This window comes from Pseudotamlana agarivorans (assembly GCF_001642835.1).
GTDB classification, from domain to species: Bacteria; Bacteroidota; Bacteroidia; order Flavobacteriales; family Flavobacteriaceae; genus Pseudotamlana; species Pseudotamlana agarivorans.
Genome location: NZ_LXEI01000013.1, coordinates 132392 through 150939 on the forward strand (window position 1 = coordinate 132392; position 18548 = coordinate 150939).

Below are 18548 nucleotides of genomic sequence, written 5' to 3' on the forward strand. Positions count from 1 at the left end.
GGAAGCCATGAATTATACCAACGTTTTATTTTGAATTTTAAAGCGTTGTAAAATATTATGAATAAATTCTAATTTTTCTTTCACCTTATCGGAAATCACAAAAGGATACACATCTTTAATTCCCATAGATCGATTAATGCTATTTACAGCATAAAACAGTGGTGTTGTTTTTTCTAAAATGGTTTTAAAGGACAAATCCCCTTCATAAGGATTAACTACTGAGAGCTTCATATGCGAAGCATTTTTAAAATTAGGATCTACTTCTAAACCAAAATAAAAAGCGGTTTCCATCGTATCCATTATATGTAAATAGTGCGACCATGTTTCGGCCCAATCCTCCCAAGGGTGTGAGGAAGCGTATTCACTTATAAAATTAGATTTCCAATTTGTTGGCGCGCCGTTTTCGTAGTGATTGGACAAGGCTTGACTGTAATCAAGACGCTCATCACCAAACAGCTTTCTAAAATCGACAGTAAAATCTTCGTTATTTTTAAAAATAAGATCCCAATAATAATGTCCCACCTCATGCCTAAAATGCCCAATTAGCGTGCGATATTTTTCATTTAGAGAGACCCTCATTTTTTCTCGACTTACAGCATCGGCTTCCGCTAGAAGAATGGTTACTACGCCATTGGCATGCCCCGTCATTACCTTGTCCCCATTCACATAAGTGTTGTTGGGTAAAAAATCGAAGAACAAACCAGTATCAGGATTTGTAAACTGGCTAACAACAGGAAGACCTAAACGCTCTAAAGCATATACAAGTCTGTGTTTAGCGACTTCCATATTTTTAAAACGACTTGAATATTCTGGAACAGACAGATCTGGAATGGTTCTGTTTAAATGACAAGATTTACAGAAAGTAGAATCCTCTTCTGTTGCAACCAACCAATTACATACCTCTAATTCGTGGTTCTCACAATACTTATATGACTTACCTTTTATTTCCCAAGATACATTTTCGGGTTGCTTAGCAAAAATTTCATTTTCAGCACTCAAATACCCCAAAATAGCATCGCAATTTTCGCAGGAGGTATTTTCAAAAAACACAGGAAAATCGCAAGAACTACATTGAAAAACTTTCATTACAGAATGGTTTATAAATGAAAAACTTAAATCAGAAATTTAAAAATTACCTTATCAAATATAAACTAAATATCAATCAGAAAAACAGCAAGTTAACCTTAATATCCCGCAAAATGAAAGTTAAGCATTTGTTTGGTTTTTCCGTAAACTTCGGGAAACTTAGCTTTAAACTCGGTAGGCGTTTCAATAAAAGTTTCCATAATGACAGCTAAGAATTCAAACTGATTCGTAAAGGCATATTTTCTAAAATAGTGTGAATTAACCAGAGCCTCTCTTAGATTTGGCTCATTAAGTAAGAGCTCGGTAAGTTCTTTAAAGGTATCACTAAAAATAGTGGAGCTGATGTCGCGTTCTTTCATACTATTTATATGAATCGCATGTGTAAACTCATGAATGCCTAAATTTAGATTATCATTATCTACATCCAGGCCCAATTTAAAATCTTTCCAACACAGCACCAGCGTGTTTAATCTCGGGTTAAATTCCCCCTTATGATAGGTATTATTCAGTTTTGAATAATAGACATCGGGATACACGATAATTTTAGATATGATACCAATGTAGAAATCCCGAAATCCAAAAGTAAGCATCACGGCTGTCGCTGAAATTAAAACCTCAACTTCATCGGTAATTTTAAACTGATCTCTTCCAATGAAATCTTTATCTTTTATAAAACAAGCCACGCGATGCTCGAAATAACTTTGATGTTTTTTACTTAATCGGTTATAAAAAGGAAAGCTCTTTTTTAGAATATTTTTCTGATCCCTATTTAATTTTTTCTGAAAGAAATAAAAATGGGTATACCAAGGACGCATATTTCTTAACACATACCCCATTTCTAAGGTTTTAACCAAAAAATGCAAAATCATGTAAAACAATATGGCAAATAAAATACCTAATATAATTTGGCCACCTAAGGCTTCGTTTTGGATGATTATGGGGTAATACATAAAACTTAGTAAAACTCAATATTAAGCTAATTTTTACAATTTAACGAACTTATGTAACCTATTTATTCACTTGAAAAACAATTAACGGTCCTATTAATGAATTTAAGCAGAAGTTTCAATACACCATAAATTAAAGCCAAAACAGCTTTAAAACATTTAATTTCTATTAAAAACACATGATAACTTTATAAAAATTAAAGTGTTTATTTATTGAAAAAAATTCAAAAAACCAAGTAGGAAATTATACGCAGAAACCCCTACCTATTTTATATTTTTTATATTTTTACACCTTTAATTATTAATCCACTTAAACCCTTTTACCATGAAACATTTTGCTGCTGCAAAATTAACTTCAATTATGAGGTTATTTTTTTTATCGTCCGTACTCCTTCTTGCCTTAGGATGTTACCCCGAAGGCGGACAGAATGTAGACGATTTTGATCTTGTCTACACCGATTATAGTGCTGACTTTAATTTTGACACGAATTACACCTATTCGTTGCCAGATAAAGTTATCGATCTTGATAGTGATGAAGACGACCCAACTTACATTGACGAGGAATACAGCGATGCTATTTTAGGAACCGTTAAAACTAACCTCAACAGTTTAGGTTGGACCGAGGTATCTGCTCAAGATGCCGATATCGTTATTGTTACAGGTGCCTTTGATGAAAATTTTATTTACTTCCAACCATGGTGGTGGGATTGGTATTACCCATGGTATGGCCCAGATTGGGGTTGGTACTATCCAGGATATTACCCAGGATATATTAGCGGTTACAGCACAGGTTCTGTTCTTATACAAATGACTTACCCAGCCGACACTAATAGTGATAATGAGATTCCTGTTGTGTGGTTAGGCGCGCTAAACGGATTGCTTCAAGGAGGTCAAGCCAGTATTGTCAATAGAATTGACTCCAACATAGATCAAGCTTTTAATCAACCTCCGTTCAACAACTAAATTTACATTTTATGAAACTTAAATTTATCATGCTTGTCGGTACATTGGTATTAACATTATCGACATTCGCTCAAGAAAAATACAGTCTTAGTTATATTATTGGAATTCCTAGTGGTCCAACCGCCGATTTTACACCATCTACAAGTTTTAGAGGTGTAGGTTTTGACTTTACTTATATGCTTTCGAAAGAATTAGGGATTGGTGCTAGTGTTGGATTACAGACCTTCTACGACGATTTAGGAAAACAAACCATTACAGACGGCACCGAAACAACTACAGCAACACGTTATCACTACATTAATAGTCTTCCTGTGTATGCGACTGCAAGTTACTTTTTTAACAACTCTAACAATGTAACACCCTTTGTGTCTTTAGGCATTGGACTTATGTACAACCAAATCGATGAAGAAATAGGTGTATATACACTAGAAGATGATGCTTGGCAATTTAGTATGCGTCCAGAAATTGGCTTAGAGTACACTATAAACTACGGTGTTTCTCTTCGTGCTGCTGGGAGATACAACTATGCTGCTAAATCAGGTGATGTTGATGGCCTATCGCACTTCGGAATTGCTCTAGGTGTTACTTGGTCAAACTAATAGAAATTCTATTTTGAATCTAAAAAAGAGGTTTTGTGCTTATGGTACAGAACCTCTTTTTTTATAATTGCTCTTCTCGAAGGCAGATCTCGGGTCAAGGCCTTTACTAAACACAAAATACTCAACACGCCGTGTTGAAAATAAAAAAGCTTCACTTACAAATTCAAGTAAACTTGATTTGACGTGAAGCGTTTTTATTTATCCGTGACCGCGAAGGGATTCGAACCCCCAACCCTCAGAGCCGAAATCTGATATTCTATCCAGTTGAACTACGCAGCCATTATTAGTTAATGGTTATTCGTTAATGGTTAATGGCTTATAACCAACTTAAAACCTCTATTCTAAATATAGTTGTTTAAGAAGCCCTTTAAACTTTAAAAACTTAAGATAATCGTGCTTTTACAACGCTAGAAATGGTTTTGCCATCAGCTTTTCCTGCTAACTCTTGAGTTACCACACCCATAACTTTACCCATATCTTTCATACCTACAGCACCTAATTTCGAAATCGTGGCATCAACAATTTTCACGATTTCTTCTTCTGGCATGGCTTCAGGTAAAAATTGTGCGATAACCTCTGCTTCTGCTAACTCTGGATCAGCTAAGTCTTGTCGGCCTTGCTCAATATAAATAGCCGCACTATCGCGACGTTGTTTTACTTGTTTTTGAAGTATTTTTAACTCTTGTTCTTCAGTTAAATCCTCTTTAGCACTACTTTCAGTTTGGGCTAATAAAATGGCAGATTTTACTGCGCGTAAGGCTGTTAAAGCGGTTTGATTTTTAGATTTCATGGCTTCCTTTAAAGCCTTCATTATTTCTGCTTGTAAACTCATTTCAATCGTGTATTGGAGTATGCGAAGATACTAAGAAAAAATGAAGCTCTTATACCTACGATTATCAAATTTTACCCATAAAAAAACCGAAAAGTTATTTTTATTACTTTTCGGTTTTCAACAAAGTTAGTCACCTCGTTCTAATCTACATTGTCATGTAAAAAAGAGTTATTGCTTCTTAATTTGATATCATCGTTATCGTCAAAACCAATACTTGTTCTAGACATATTGGTCTCAGAAGAATGTTTTGCAGCTTTTAAATCGACACCTTGACGTTTATAAGCCGGAACTTTTTCAATATCATCAATTTTAGAACTGTTAAACTTGTAATTGAAGTCTTTCATTTTGCGTCGGCGCTCTTCAGCACGTTCTTTAAGCAATTCTGAAATTGGCGTGTTCATGGGATCTACTTCTTCAACCTCTTCTACTTTAGGCGTTTTAGCAGGCACCGTAATTCTTTCAAAAACAACATCCTCTTCTTCGATATCTAAAACATGTGATATCTTAGATTTAGATGTGCTCTTTGAAGGCTCTTCATCATCGTAATCATCTAAGGCATAACGCACATCACCATTTTGGTTTGTTTCATTTACAGGAACTACCTCTACAAAACTTTTTACGGGAATATCCTTAACATCGTCTTCAATTAATTCGTGAGAGATGATGTCTTCAACTTCTTCTTCTATCTCCTCTGTTTTAGACGAAATAGGCATATCAAAAGTCAACGTGATTTGTTGCTCTTCTTCAATAAAATCGGAAACCACCTCGATTTCTTTTTCTTCTGAAGGTGTAGACACATCACGAGACACGGTATTAATCACAAAATCATCCTCATCATCAATAAGTTCTTCACGTAGCTTATCGGTTACTTCTTCATAAGTCACCCCAATATTTCTAATGATTTCTGACGTAGGAATTAAATCAATATTTTTTTTTGGAGCTGCTTGTCTCGGTACTTGTGGTTTAGTTTCCTGTACATCGTCCTCTAAAGTATGACGCACCACAACAGGCTCTTTTTTCACCTTCATTTCTACCTGAGGCGGAATAACTATCGGGTCCTTGTCTTGAGCCTCTGTTTCTTTATCTTCACCAAGAATATGTTTTACTTTTTTGGTTTCGGTATTAGAAATTTCATCTTGCTGTTCGATATTAAAACCCGTAGCGATAATGGTTACAGCGATAGATTCTTCTAAACCTTCATCTTCACCAACTCCCATAATAATTTCAGCACTGTGTCCGGCTTCATTTTGGATGTGGTCGTTAATTTCACCAATTTCATCAATAGTAATTTCCTGAGTACCAGAAACAATAAGCAGCAATACTTTTTTGGCACCAGTAATTTTATTATCGTTTAATAAAGGTGAATCAAGCGCTTTTCTAATAGCTTCTTGCGCACGATTTTGCCCTGAAGCTAATGAAGATCCCATAATAGCCGTTCCGCTATTACTTAACACTGTTTTAGCATCACGTAAATCAATATTTTGCGTGTAGTGGTGTGTAATAACTTCGGCTATACCACGAGCAGCTGTAGCTAAAACTTCATCTGCTTTCGAGAATCCAGCTTTAAAACCTAAATTACCATAAACTTCACGTAGTTTATTGTTGTTAATTACAATTAACGAATCGACAACAGCTCTAAGGTTTTCGATACCTTTTTGAGATTGTTCAAGACGCATTTTACCCTCAAACTGAAATGGCATCGTCACAATACCTACCGTTAAAATGTTTCTATCCTTAGCCATTTTAGCGATAATTGGAGCCGCTCCAGTACCTGTTCCACCACCCATTCCTGCTGTGATGAACACCATTTTGGTATTAGAGTCTAACATTTCAGCAATTTCTTCTACACTCTCTTCAGCTGATTTCTCTCCAATTTCAGGATTAGCCCCGGCTCCCAAACCTTCGGTGAGATGTAATCCTAATTGAATTTTGTTTGGAACACCACTATTTTCAAGAGCTTGAGCATCAGTATTACAGATATAAAAATCTACGCCTTTAATACCTTGCTGGAACATGTGATTGATAGCATTGCTTCCGCCGCCACCAACGCCTATTACTTTAATAACATTCGACCTGTTTTTAGGGAGATCAAATGCGATGTTTGTTTCGAATTTTTCATTGCTGCTCATAAATTCTGTTTTACTAGGGTTTGTACTTAATATTTTATTCTATGGATCAATATAAATGCCTCACGGCAAAATCTTAAAATTGTTAACTAGACAATTTTTACTTTCTTATTCGGCGTCGTCTAAAAAATCTTTAAGACGATCGGTTAATTTATCGAGAAACGAACGGCGCTCTTTTGGAGCTTTTACCACAGGCTCCTCCTCTATTTCTGGTTGCTCATTAACAACCTCTACTTCCTCAATAATCTCTTCTTCTTGTTGTTCTACTTTTTTTCTTTCTTGGCGTTTTAGTCCGTCTAAAACTAAACCAACTGCTGTGGCATACAAGGGACTTGTAATATCATCATCACTATCGCCAGCTAGATGTTCGTTAGGATACCCTATACGCGTATCCATACCAGTAATGTATTCCACCAATTGTTTTAGGTGTTTCAATTGACTTCCACCACCTGTTAAAACAATACCGCCTATGAGTTTTTTCTTTTGTTCCTCATGACCGTAGTTTTTAATTTCGGCATATACTTGCTCTATAATTTCCACAACACGAGCATGGATGATTTTAGACAAGTTTTTAAGAGTAATCTCCTTCGGTTCACGACCTCTTAAACCAGGAATGGAAACGATTTCGTTATCTTTATTTTCACCTGGCCAGGCTGACCCGAATTTTATTTTTAATAGTTCAGCTTGCTTTTCAATAATCGAGCAACCTTCTTTAATATCTTCAGTAATTACGTTTCCTCCAAAAGGAATTACTGCAGTGTGACGAATAATACCATCTCTAAAAATGGCTAAATCTGTGGTTCCGCCACCTATATCAATTAAAGCCACACCGGCTTCTTTTTCTTCCTGAGTTAACACAGCATTAGAAGATGCTAATGGCTCTAAAGTGATGCCTTCTAAATTAAGACCGGCACTTTTAATACAGCGCCCCACATTTCTAATTGATGACACTTGACCTACAACCACATGAAAATTAGCTTCTAAGCGTCCGCCATACATTCCTATGGGCTCTTTTATTTCAGCTTGACCATCAACTTTATATTCTTGAGGCAAAACATGAATAATTTCTTCCCCTGGAAGCATCACCAATTTATGCACCTGATTGATAAGCATTTCTATATCGTTATCATCAATAACCGTTTCGGAATTTGATCTCGTGATATAATCGCTATGCTGCAAACTTCTGATATGCTGACCTGCAATACCCACAGTTACATCTTCGATTTTTATATCTGAAGAAGCTTCAGCTTCCTGAACAGCCTGTTGAATGGACTGAATGGTTTGTGTAATATTATTTACAACACCACGATGTACCCCTAAGCTTTTAGACTTTCCTATACCTAAAATCTCTAATTTTCCGTAGTCATTTTTACGGCCAATCATGGCCACAATTTTTGTGGTTCCTATGTCTAATCCTACTGCTAAATTATGCTCCATAGTCTAAATTTTGGTACATATTACTTGGTTATCAAACTGTAAATTAACTTTACTATAGTCTTTCAATATATTATCCTTAAGCGCTTTTTTGTAAAAAGCTTTTAGGTTATTAATTTTTTTATCTAAAGCGTTTACCGAGCCTATCTGTACGGTAAAATCACACTTTCTAAGTTTTAGAAAAAGTTGTTTACTTTCGTCTTGTCGAATCTCATAAACATGCTTTTTTAAAAAGTCGTCATTGTTTATTTTTAAGGCAATTTGATAGACACTTTTCAAACTATTTTTTTCAACATAACCCGTAACCAAAGGTACTCTTGCAGAATAATTGTTGGACAACGGCATGTATTGTCCGTCGGCATCAACATAATAAGACGCATTCGTGTTAACTCTTGCAATAGGTGTTTTTTGTTCTATTTCGGCATTAAGTGTCCCGTTTATAGCAACATACACTTCTGCAGTCTTAATCATGGGATTAGATTTGAGCGCTTTCTCTAATTCATTCAAAGCTAAAGTTTCTTTCGCCACGTTTGAAGCGTTACCATAATTTTGTATTAACAATTTACTAACAGCCTTACTGGTTATAAAAAGATTGTTTTCGCCCACGAACTTCACCTGTGGTTCGGATACAGGCCGCACTGCATTTCTTCCTGACGCAAAAGCGAAAAGAAAAATCACTAAGCCAAAAATGCCAATCATTTTTATGTAATTCCAATTAATTTTCAAGGCTAAACTCGTTTTTAATACGTTTTACTTCGGCGCCAATATCTCCTGCTCCAATGGTTAAAACCACCTGAGCGTCACTCTCATGAATCGCGTTTAACAACTGCGCTTTTGATACAAGTTGTTTTTTATCATTATTAATTTTTCCTAACAACCAGTTTGAGTTTACACCTTCGATAGGCAACTCTCTTGCCGGGTAAATATCGAGTAATAATAACTCGTCAAATTTCGACAAACTTTCGGCAAAATCATCAATAAAATCGCGTGTTCTGCTAAATAAATGAGGTTGAAAAATGGCTAACACTTTTTTATTTGGATACATTTCTCTAACCGCCTGATGCACTGCACTTATTTCCTGCGGATGATGGGCATAATCATCAATAAAAACAAAATCTTCGGTTTTTATCTGATAAGAAAACCTACGCTTCACCCCTTTGTAAGTTGCCAATCCCTTGGCGAGCTGTTGGTAGGAGCAACCATATTCTACAGCCATCGCCAAGGCTATTAAGGCGTTCGACAAATTATGTCGACCTGGTAGGTTAAATTCTAAATCCTTAATCGTGTCCTTTGGTGTTTTTACATCAAAAATGTAAGCACCGTTTTGTATTCTAATATTTTGAACTGTATAATCTGAATCATCTTCAATACCATAGGTTATCCCATCCAAAGGCAGTCCATTTTTTATAAATAGTTTACCGTTTGGTTTCAATCTTTCTGAAAAAGCTACAAACGATTTTTTTAATTCTGCTGCATCGCCATAAATATCTAAATGATCGGCATCCATAGAAGTGATACAGGCAAAATCTGGTGACAAGGTTAAAAACGAACGATCAAATTCATCGGCCTCAACCACCGATACTTCCGTACCGTTTAATATGAGGTTTGAATTGTAATTTTCACTTATTCCCCCTAAAAATGCGGTTAAAGGTACCTCACAAGTATTGAGCAAATGCCCTAAAATACTCGTTGTTGTCGTTTTTCCGTGCGTCCCTGCAACAGCCAAACAGAACGTATGCTCGGTAATTAACCCCAAAATCTGAGAACGCTTCACTACATCAAATCCACTGTCTTTAAAGAAATTTAATTCTTTATGGTCTTTAGGCACTGCTGGTGTATAGACTACAAGTGTATGTTCTGGGCTTAGAAACGCCTTATCAACAAGTTCGATATTGTCTTCAAAATGCACGTCCATACCCAAATCTACCAGGGTGTTTGTGATGTCGGTTTGCGTTTTATCGTAACCCGCTACTTGTTTCTTATTAGCAAGAAAATAACGTGCAATAGCGCTCATGCCGATACCGCCAATACCAATAAAATAGACCCTATGTATGGTGTTTAAATTCATTTATTTCTTGAGTAGTTTTTCAACTTCATTAACAATATCTTTTGTCGCATCAACCAATGCTAATTTTCTTATATTTTGACCTAATTCTTTCTTTCTTTCAGGCTGAGCGATAAGTTGCGAAAACTTATTTTCAAAATCAGCTTTTAAATCTTCTTCCTTAATTATCAAGGCGGCATCCTGATTAACAACAGCCATAGCATTTTTCGTTTGATGATCTTCAGCCACATTAGGCGAAGGGATAAAAACTACAGGTTTACCAACAATACAAAGCTCTGAAACCGAACCTGCCCCTGCTCTAGATATGACCACATCTGCAGCAGCATAAGCAAAATCCATATTGTTTAAAAACTCATGAACTTGCACGTTTTTGGTATTGTCATACAATTTATATTTATCGTAGTACAATTTCCCGCACTGCCATATGATTTGCACATTCTGAGTATCAAAAAAATCAAGTTCCTTTTCAATCAATTCATTGATACGTCTTGCTCCCAAACTACCACCAATAACTAAAAGCGTGCATTTGCCTTCTTTAAGGTCGAAAAACTTTTTAGCCTCCTCTACTTTATTATCAATATGCAATAAACCTTTACGAACAGGGTTTCCGGTTTTTACAATTTTTTCTTTTGGAAAAAAACGATCCAAACCATCGTAAGCCACACAAATTTTGTTAGCCTTTTTTGCTAACAACTTATTAGTAATACCAGGGTAGGAATTCTGCTCCTGAATAAGAACAGGAATGTTGGCTAATTCGGCCATCTTCAATAAAGGTCCACTAGCAAAACCTCCTGTACCAATCACCACATCCGGTTTAAATGATTTGATGATTTTTCTAGCTCCCCATAAACTACTAATCACTTTAAAAGGAAAACTCAAATTCTTTAAGGTAAAACTACGTTGAACCCCCGTTATCCAAAGTCCTTTTATAGGATACCCCGCTTGAGGCACTTTTTCCATTTCCATTCTATCCTTGGCTCCAACGAACAAAATTTCGGAATCAGGATATCGCGACTTGATCTCATTGGCAATCGCAATGGCAGGATAAATATGCCCCCCTGTACCTCCGCCTGACATTATAACTCTATACATACGCTTTTAAATTGCTTCTGATAAAACATCTAAAGGATTTTCTTCTCCTAATTCTTTTTCTTTTATTTCTTCTCTTTTGGCACTTACACTTAGAATAATGCCAACAGCCAAGCAGGTCATCCAAATTGAAGTTCCCCCGCTACTCAACAACGGCAATGTTTGCCCAGTTACGGGAAATAATTCAACAGCGACAGCCATGTTTATTATTGCCTGAAAAACGATTGGCAACCCAACACCGAGCACTACTAATTTTCCGAAAACAGATTCTGATTTTTGAGCTACTATGACAATTCTAAATAAGAACCACAAATACAAAAACATAACAAAAAACCCGCCCAGCAAACCATATTCCTCAATAATGATTGCAAAAATAAAATCTGATGACGATTGTGGCAAGAAGTTCTTCTGTGAACTTTTACCAGGACCAACACCCCAAATTTCACCAGATGCTATGGCTATTTTAGCTTTTTCTATTTGATAATCGGCTTCGGTATCTTCCGGATTAGAAAAACTTTCAATACGTCCCATCCAAGTATCAATTCTATTAGGCATAGCTTCCGGAAATGCTTTCGCTATTAAAATAAACAACGACAAAACCAATACCCCAGTACCAATAATAACCGCCAAATACCGCAATGGATATCCGCCTAAAAAAACCAACACAACAACCATGGTAAACATGATGGCTGTGGTAGAAAAATTTGCTGGTAAGATGAGAATCAACACTAAAAACACAGGCATCCACAAAGGCAAAATAGTCTCTTTAAAACTTATTTTTTTATCGTAAACTTTAGATAAATAACGTGCGATATAAACCATTAATACCACTCCTGCAAGAGTGGAAGTCTGAAACGACATCCCCACAAAAGGTATTTGAATCCATCGGCTAGCATTAGCACCTCCAATCGTAGTTCCTTGTAACATGGTTAACACCAACAAAAGCAAAACAATTGGCACCATAACAAGCGACAACCCCTTAAAATAGTTATAAGGAATTTTATGCACCCCATAAATGATGGCAAAACCCAAAGCCAAGTGAAAAAAGTGCTTTATAAAAAATGAGAAGGTATTTGTACCCACTCCTTTATAAGCCAAATTACTGGCCGCACTATACACAGGCAAAAATGACACTATTGCCAAAAGCGCCACAATAGCCCAAATTAACCGATCACCTTTTATGTTTTTAAATATGGATTGCAAATTTTTATTTTTTACAGATTTCTTACCGCTTCTTTAAATTGACGTCCTCGATCTTCATAATTTTCAAATAAATCGAAGCTTGCACAAGCAGGTGACAATAGTACATTATCCCCTGTTTCAGCTAATTTGTAAGCTATTTTTACTGCTTCACTCATATACTGAGTTTCAACAATAACATCGACCATATTACCAAAAGTGTTTAATAATTTCTCATTATCAACACCTAAGCAAATGATAGCTTTGACTTTTTCATTGACGAAAGAAAACAACTCTTGATAATTATTTCCTTTATCAACACCTCCCACTATCCAAACGGTAGGAGCTCCCATGCTCTCTAAAGCATAGTATGTTGCATTAACATTAGTTGCTTTAGAATCGTTAATATATTGTACTTTATTTATTTTAAGAACTTGTTCCAAACGGTGTTCTACACCTTGAAAGTTCTCTAAACTCTCACGAATGGTTTGTTTTCTGATCTTTAATAGGTGCGCCACAGTAGAAGCTGCCATAGCATTTTTAACGTTGTGCTTTCCTTCTAATGTAAGATTTGATGTTGGCATAATGATCTGATTATTATTTATTGTTATTTTAATATTCTCTTTTTCTAAACATGCACCATTTTCTATATTTTTTTCTAATGAAAACGGCAATAAAATGGCTTTAACCGGGTACTTTTTAAGATGATTTACAATGACTTCATCATCGGCATCATAAATCAAATAATCTTCTTCTGTTTGATTCTCTGTAATTCTAAATTTTGATTCGATATAATTTTCAAACTTGTAATCATAGCGATCTAAATGATCTGGTGTTATGTTTGTAATCACGGCGATATACGGCCTGAAATCGATGATATCATCCAACTGAAAACTACTGATCTCTAACACGTAATTCGGATAATCATCTTCCAGAATTTGCTTAGCAAAACTATCGCCAATATTACCTGCCAGCCCCACATTTAGCTCTTGCTTTAACAAGTGATGCGTTAAAGTAGCAGTAGTCGTTTTTCCGTTACTACCTGTGATACCTACAAGGGTTGCCTCAGTGAAATTTGAAGCAAATTCAATTTCTGAAACTACTTTAATTCCAGCCTTTCTAATCTGCTTAATCAACGCCACCTTATCAGGAATGCCAGGGCTTTTCATAACCACATCGGCCTTCAATATTTTAGATTCGGTATGATTCTCATCCTCCCAATCAATCTCATTTTGTATAAGAACTTCTTTATACTTGTCTTTTATTTTCCCCTTATCGGAAACAAAAACATCATAACCCTTTGCCTTTCCCAAAAGCGCCGTACCTACACCACTCTCGCCACCTCCTAAAACGACTAAAAAGCCTTTTCCAACTCCTCCTGTTAAGGAACTCTGCTCACTATCTTGTTTTATTTGATCCTTTTTCATTTTATAAAGCTTACACTTTCGTGGAAATGGTAAATTGGTTATCTAATTTTTAATGTTACTATTGAAAGAATAGCTAATATGATTCCTACAATCCAAAATCGTGTTACAATTTTACTTTCGTGATAACCTTCCTTCTGATAATGATGATGCAAAGGTGACATTTTCAACAATCGCCTGCCTTCTCCATACTTTTTCTTAGTGTATTTAAACCACCCCACCTGCATAACAACCGATAAATTTTCTGCTAAAAACACACCACAAAGCACAGGAATCAACCACTCTTTTCTTACCGCAATAGCTATAACTGCTATAATACCTCCAATAGTTAAACTCCCTGTATCCCCCATAAAAACTTGAGCCGGATAGGTGTTGTACCATAAGAATCCGATTAACGCTCCCACAAAGGCCGCGATGTAAATCGTTATTTCTTCAACACGAGGGATGTACATGATGTTTAAGTAATCGGCAAAAACAATATTACCCGAGACCCAGGCAAAAATCCCCAGCGTCAATACAATAATTGACGACGTTCCTGCTGCTAAACCATCAATCCCATCGGTTAAATTTGCTCCATTAGAAACGGCTGTGATGATGAAAATTGTTACCAACACAAAAACGATCCATGCATATTTTTCTAAAGAAGGATCGATCCAGGTGATGACTTTAGCATAGTCAAATTCATTATTTTTTATAAATGGGATGGTGGTATACGCCGATTTCGTTTCTGGTTTAAATAATTTTGAAGCTGCAATATTTGGATTTTGAATTAATAGCTCCTGACGCACCTCTGGTGGAACTTGCTCCTTCATGGTTACATCTTTATGAAAATACAAGGTTGCCCCTACAATAAGTCCTAAACCAACTTGCCCTAATACCTTAAACTTTCCTTTAAGACCTTCTTTATCATTTTTAAACTTCTTAATATAATCATCTAGAAACCCAATAACCCCCATCCAAACGGTTGTAACAATTAAAAGAATGATGTAAATATTACTTAGTTTACAAAGTAAAAGCACCGGAATTAGCGTAGCCAGAATGATAATAATTCCACCCATGGTTGGCGTTCCTGCCTTTTCCTGCTGCCCTTCTAAACCTAAATCACGAATTGTCTCACCTACTTGTTGCCTCATTAACATATTAATGATACGCTTACCATAAATCGTTGAAATTAAAAGAGACAAAATCACAGCCAAGGCAGCTCTAAAAGTTATAAAACCAAAAAGCGAAGCCCCAGGTAACTGAAACTGCTTTTCTAGATACTCAAACAAGTAGTACAACATCTTTTTTCTATTTTTTGGTTACTTTAGTTTACTTACCTCTTTTACTTTTCCAACTGATTTAATAATTCCCGAACGGTTTCCAAATCGTCAAAATGAGAACGCACTCCATTTATTTCTTGATAAGTCTCATGACCTTTACCCGCTATTAAAATGATATCATTAGGGTTCGCCATTTGACAAGCGGTTTTTATAGCCTGCCTTCTATCCTGAATGGTTAATGTTTTTTTAAAATTTTGTGGTTCAACGCCATTTTCTATTTCTCTTAAAATATCTTCTGGGTTTTCAGTTCTAGGGTTATCACTTGTAAAAATGACTTTATCACTTAAAACCGAAGCGATGTTTCCCATTTCAGGGCGTTTTGTCCGATCTCTATCACCTCCACAACCCACTACAGTAAAAAGCTCTTCATTTTTTGTACGAATGCCGTTTATGGTTTCTAACACATTTTTCAAGGCATCGGGCGTATGTGCATAATCAACAATAGCCGTTATTTTTTGATCAGACACTATATATTGAAAACGCCCACTTACACTCTCTAAATCGCTTATCAAACGCAGTATCTCGACTTTTTCAAGACCTAATAATTCTGCTGTAGCATAAATAGCTAACACATTGTAGGCATTAAACTTACCAATTAGGCGAGTCCACAGCTCACTATCATTCACCTTTAAAAGCAATCCGCTAAATTGATTTTCTAGAATCTGACATTTATAATCTGCATACTGTTTTAAAGCGTAAGTAAATTTTCTTGCTTTAGTATTTTGCAGCATGAACAAACCATTTTTATCATCCACATTAACAACAGCAAAAGCGTCTTTTGATAGTCCGTCAAAAAAACGTTTTTTCACATCTCTATATTCAGCAAACGTTTTATGGTAGTCTAAATGATCGTGGGTGATGTTTGTAAAAATTCCGCCTTCAAAATTCAACCCTTCTGTACGACACTGGTGAATACCATGAGAACTCACTTCCATAAAGCAAAATTCAACACCAGTTTCATTCATTTCTTTCAAATAAGCATTGATTGTTAATGAATCGGGCGTTGTGTGCGTCGCTTTATACTCTTTAGCGTCTACCATAATTTTTACCGTAGACAACAACCCTACTTTATAGCCAGCCTTTTTAAACAACTGATACAACAAACTCGCGATGGTCGTTTTACCATTAGTTCCCGTTACTCCAACCAGTCTTAAATTCTCTGATGGATTACCGTAATAATTTGCTGCTATAACAGCTAATGCCTTATGTGAATTATCAACTTCAACATAGGCAACCCCTTCCTCTAAATGTTCTGGAAGCACTTCGCAAACGATGCTTTTAGCGCCATTTTTAATAGCTACATCAATAAACTTATGTCCATCTACTACAACACCATTTATAGCTACAAATAAATCGTTAGCCCCAATGTTACGTGAATCAAACGCTACAGCATTAACTTCTGTGTTGGTTCCACCTGTAACAGAATTTATTGCAACCTTATATAATATGTCTTTTAATGCGATCATGATGCTTTTAAAACAATGGTTTGGTTATTTTTCAGTTTGGTATCTTTTGAAATAGACTGTCCGTCAATCACACCATCACCATCCAGTTCTACGCGAACATCAACCTGCATATTTTCAAGCAATGCAACAGCATCCATAGCAGGCATACCTACTACATTTGGCATAATGGTTTTATAGGTTTGAGCCGTTTCATAAAAATGCTCATAGTCTTTTTCTACAGCTACAGACTCTACACCCAAAGACTCTACTTCGTCTGTAATTGGAGTCGCCGTAAAGATTTTTTGTGCTACTTTTTTAAAGACCGGTCCAGAAACATCGGCACCATAATAACCCACACTCTTATCAGGCTCATGAACCACTACAATACAAGAGTACTTCGGGTTTTCAGCTGGGAAATAACCAGCAAAAGATGAGATATAAGCAAGCTTGGATTTATCGGAATAATTTTTCTGACAAGTCCCCGTTTTCCCCGCCATAGAAAAGTTTTCAGAATACAATCGATGTCCAGTCCCATGATCTTTTTCAACAACATGTTTCAACAATGCTTGCAACTTTCCAATAGTTTCATCCGAACAGATTTTTTCGTTTATCACCTCACTATCAAAAGTTTCAATAACCTTATCAAAAGATTTAACTTCTTTTAAAAATCGAGGCTTAACCATAACACCATTATTCGCCACAGCATTATAGAAGGTAAGCGTTTGCAAAGGCGTAAAAGACACACCGTAGCCATAAGCCATCCATTGCAATGCGATACCACTCCATCTGTTATTTTTCACGCGTGGATCTGGGATAACAGGTTCTGGCTCCCCTATAATTGGTAAATCCAAGTTTTTATTCAGACTCATTTCATAAAGTCTATCCACAAATTTCTCTGGATTTTTACTATACCCTTTATCTACAACTTTTACAATACCTGTATTAGAAGATACTTCGAATGCTTTTGACACCGTTATTTTTCCGTAACCACCGTGCTTAGAATCACGCACCTTCTTTCCGTAAAAAGTAAGAATACCATTTTCGGTATCTACCACATCACTCGTATCGGCAACTTTATCTTCAAACGCCGCTGCTAAAGCCATTAATTTAAAGGTCGATCCCGACTCATGACTCTCACCCACCGCATAATTTAAACGTTCGTAATACTTACCATTTTTATTTCTACCTAAGTTAGAAATAGCACGAATCTCACCTGTTTTGGTCTCCATAACCACCACACAACCGTGATCGGCTTTATACTTTTCTAATTGCTCCAACAAAGCATGGTGCGCTATATCTTGAATATTCACATCGATGGTAGTATACACATCATAACCATCTTTTGGCTCAATTTCATTGGCATCTGTTAAAGGCTTCCATTGCCCTTTACCAATGCGTTGTTTTTTACGTTGACCATCGACACCTCTCAAATAACGAATACCAAAAGCTCCATCAATCCCTGGTCGCGTCACATTACCTTTTTCATCGATACGCTCATACCCTATAGTACGCTCGGCAATCCCTCCCATTGGATGTTCGCGCTTGGTAGTTTGCTCTACAATCAACCCTCCTTTAAAAGCACCAAGCTCTAAAAGTGGAAATTTTCTTAAACGTATATAATCGGAGTAACCAATATTTCTAGCCAACAGATAATATCTGTTTTTATTAGCTCTTGCTCGTCTCAAGCGTGCTTCTATCTGAGCAGAAGAACGATTTCCTTTGTATTTAGCAAGCGAATCAGATAGTGCTTTAATATCTCTCTCAAAAACTCGAGCCGAAGGTGTTATGGCGTCAAAGCGTATATCATACTTTGGGATTGAGGTTGCCAACAAATTCCCGTTTACAGAATACACATTGCCTCGATTGGCAGGAATTACAACATTTTTAACAACACGTTTTGTCGCAAGGGCCTTATATTTTTCACCTTGAACAAACTGAATCGTCAATAATTTAAACACGACAGCAACAGCAAAGATGAACATACATCCTGCTATAAAATACAAACGGTTTAATATGTTTTTATCGTTAGCTGCCAT

The 18548-nt window shown here is 36.2% G+C and carries 15 protein-coding genes and 1 tRNA gene; 2 read left to right on the forward strand and 14 right to left on the reverse strand.

Going from position 1 to position 18548, the window contains the following annotated elements; genetic code table 11:
* Nucleotides 1-12: 12 nt before the first annotated feature.
* On the reverse strand, nucleotides 13-1086 hold the full coding sequence (locus tag A6I66_RS12970) for a zinc-binding metallopeptidase family protein (RefSeq protein WP_067150040.1): 1074 nt from the start codon (nucleotides 1084-1086) through the stop codon (nucleotides 13-15).
* 98 nt (nucleotides 1087-1184) lie between these two features.
* Nucleotides 1185-2036: a zinc-dependent peptidase gene (locus A6I66_RS12975; protein WP_067150043.1), complete on the reverse strand. Its 852-nt coding sequence runs from the start codon at nucleotides 2034-2036 to the stop codon at nucleotides 1185-1187.
* Between the two features lie 322 nt (nucleotides 2037-2358).
* Between A6I66_RS12975 and A6I66_RS12980 the strand changes: the two genes are divergently transcribed.
* Both A6I66_RS12980 and A6I66_RS12985 read left to right on the forward strand, forming a co-directional pair.
* Nucleotides 2359-2997, forward strand: coding sequence for a DUF4136 domain-containing protein (locus A6I66_RS12980; protein ID WP_067150045.1), 639 nt, complete (start codon nucleotides 2359-2361; stop codon nucleotides 2995-2997).
* An 11-nt stretch (nucleotides 2998-3008) separates the two neighbouring features.
* Nucleotides 3009-3596, forward strand: a complete 588-nt coding sequence (locus A6I66_RS12985) for an outer membrane beta-barrel protein (protein WP_067150054.1) — start codon at nucleotides 3009-3011, stop codon at nucleotides 3594-3596.
* 205 nt (nucleotides 3597-3801) lie between these two features.
* Here the strand turns inward: A6I66_RS12985 and A6I66_RS12990 are convergent.
* The 12 genes from A6I66_RS12990 to A6I66_RS13045 form a co-directional block, all read right to left on the reverse strand.
* Nucleotides 3802-3875: transfer RNA gene (locus tag A6I66_RS12990), tRNA-Arg, on the reverse strand.
* Between the two features lie 103 nt (nucleotides 3876-3978).
* Nucleotides 3979-4428 carry a GatB/YqeY domain-containing protein gene (locus A6I66_RS12995; RefSeq protein WP_067150055.1) on the reverse strand — a complete coding sequence of 150 codons (450 nt, stop codon included), beginning with the start codon at nucleotides 4426-4428 and terminating at the stop codon, nucleotides 3979-3981.
* 140 nt (nucleotides 4429-4568) lie between these two features.
* Nucleotides 4569-6557 carry a cell division protein FtsZ gene (gene ftsZ, locus A6I66_RS13000; protein WP_067150058.1) on the reverse strand — a complete coding sequence of 663 codons (1989 nt, stop codon included), beginning with the start codon at nucleotides 6555-6557 and terminating at the stop codon, nucleotides 4569-4571.
* A gap of 105 nt (nucleotides 6558-6662) precedes the next feature.
* Nucleotides 6663-7991: a cell division protein FtsA gene (gene ftsA, locus A6I66_RS13005; protein ID WP_067150061.1), complete on the reverse strand. Its 1329-nt coding sequence runs from the start codon at nucleotides 7989-7991 to the stop codon at nucleotides 6663-6665.
* Nucleotides 7992-7994: 3 nt separating this feature from the next.
* The gene (locus tag A6I66_RS13010; protein ID WP_317047690.1) at nucleotides 7995-8687 is read right to left on the reverse strand and encodes a cell division protein FtsQ/DivIB; all 693 of its coding nucleotides are present in this window, start codon (nucleotides 8685-8687) and stop codon (nucleotides 7995-7997) included.
* Nucleotides 8688-8703: 16 nt separating this feature from the next.
* Entirely contained in the window at nucleotides 8704-10056 is a 1353-nt protein-coding gene (gene murC, locus A6I66_RS13015; RefSeq protein ID WP_067150067.1) for a UDP-N-acetylmuramate--L-alanine ligase, read from the reverse strand.
* Nucleotides 10057-11145, reverse strand: coding sequence for an undecaprenyldiphospho-muramoylpentapeptide beta-N-acetylglucosaminyltransferase (murG, locus tag A6I66_RS13020; RefSeq protein ID WP_245683458.1), 1089 nt, complete (start codon nucleotides 11143-11145; stop codon nucleotides 10057-10059). It abuts the gene before it with no gap.
* Nucleotides 11146-11151: 6 nt separating this feature from the next.
* Nucleotides 11152-12345 (reverse strand): FtsW/RodA/SpoVE family cell cycle protein, encoded by a 1194-nt coding sequence (locus A6I66_RS13025; RefSeq protein WP_067150073.1) that lies wholly within the window; start codon nucleotides 12343-12345, stop codon nucleotides 11152-11154.
* Between the two features lie 11 nt (nucleotides 12346-12356).
* On the reverse strand, nucleotides 12357-13748 hold the full coding sequence (gene murD, locus A6I66_RS13030; RefSeq protein ID WP_067150075.1) for a UDP-N-acetylmuramoyl-L-alanine--D-glutamate ligase: 1392 nt from the start codon (nucleotides 13746-13748) through the stop codon (nucleotides 12357-12359).
* 38 nt (nucleotides 13749-13786) lie between these two features.
* Nucleotides 13787-15028: a phospho-N-acetylmuramoyl-pentapeptide-transferase gene (gene mraY, locus A6I66_RS13035; RefSeq protein WP_067150078.1), complete on the reverse strand. Its 1242-nt coding sequence runs from the start codon at nucleotides 15026-15028 to the stop codon at nucleotides 13787-13789.
* 41 nt (nucleotides 15029-15069) lie between these two features.
* Nucleotides 15070-16533 carry a UDP-N-acetylmuramoyl-L-alanyl-D-glutamate--2,6-diaminopimelate ligase gene (locus tag A6I66_RS13040; RefSeq protein ID WP_067150081.1) on the reverse strand — a complete coding sequence of 488 codons (1464 nt, stop codon included), beginning with the start codon at nucleotides 16531-16533 and terminating at the stop codon, nucleotides 15070-15072.
* The gene (locus A6I66_RS13045) at nucleotides 16530-18548 is read right to left on the reverse strand and encodes a penicillin-binding protein (RefSeq protein ID WP_067150084.1); all 2019 of its coding nucleotides are present in this window, start codon (nucleotides 18546-18548) and stop codon (nucleotides 16530-16532) included. The genes A6I66_RS13040 and A6I66_RS13045 overlap by 4 nt, the downstream gene beginning before the upstream one ends.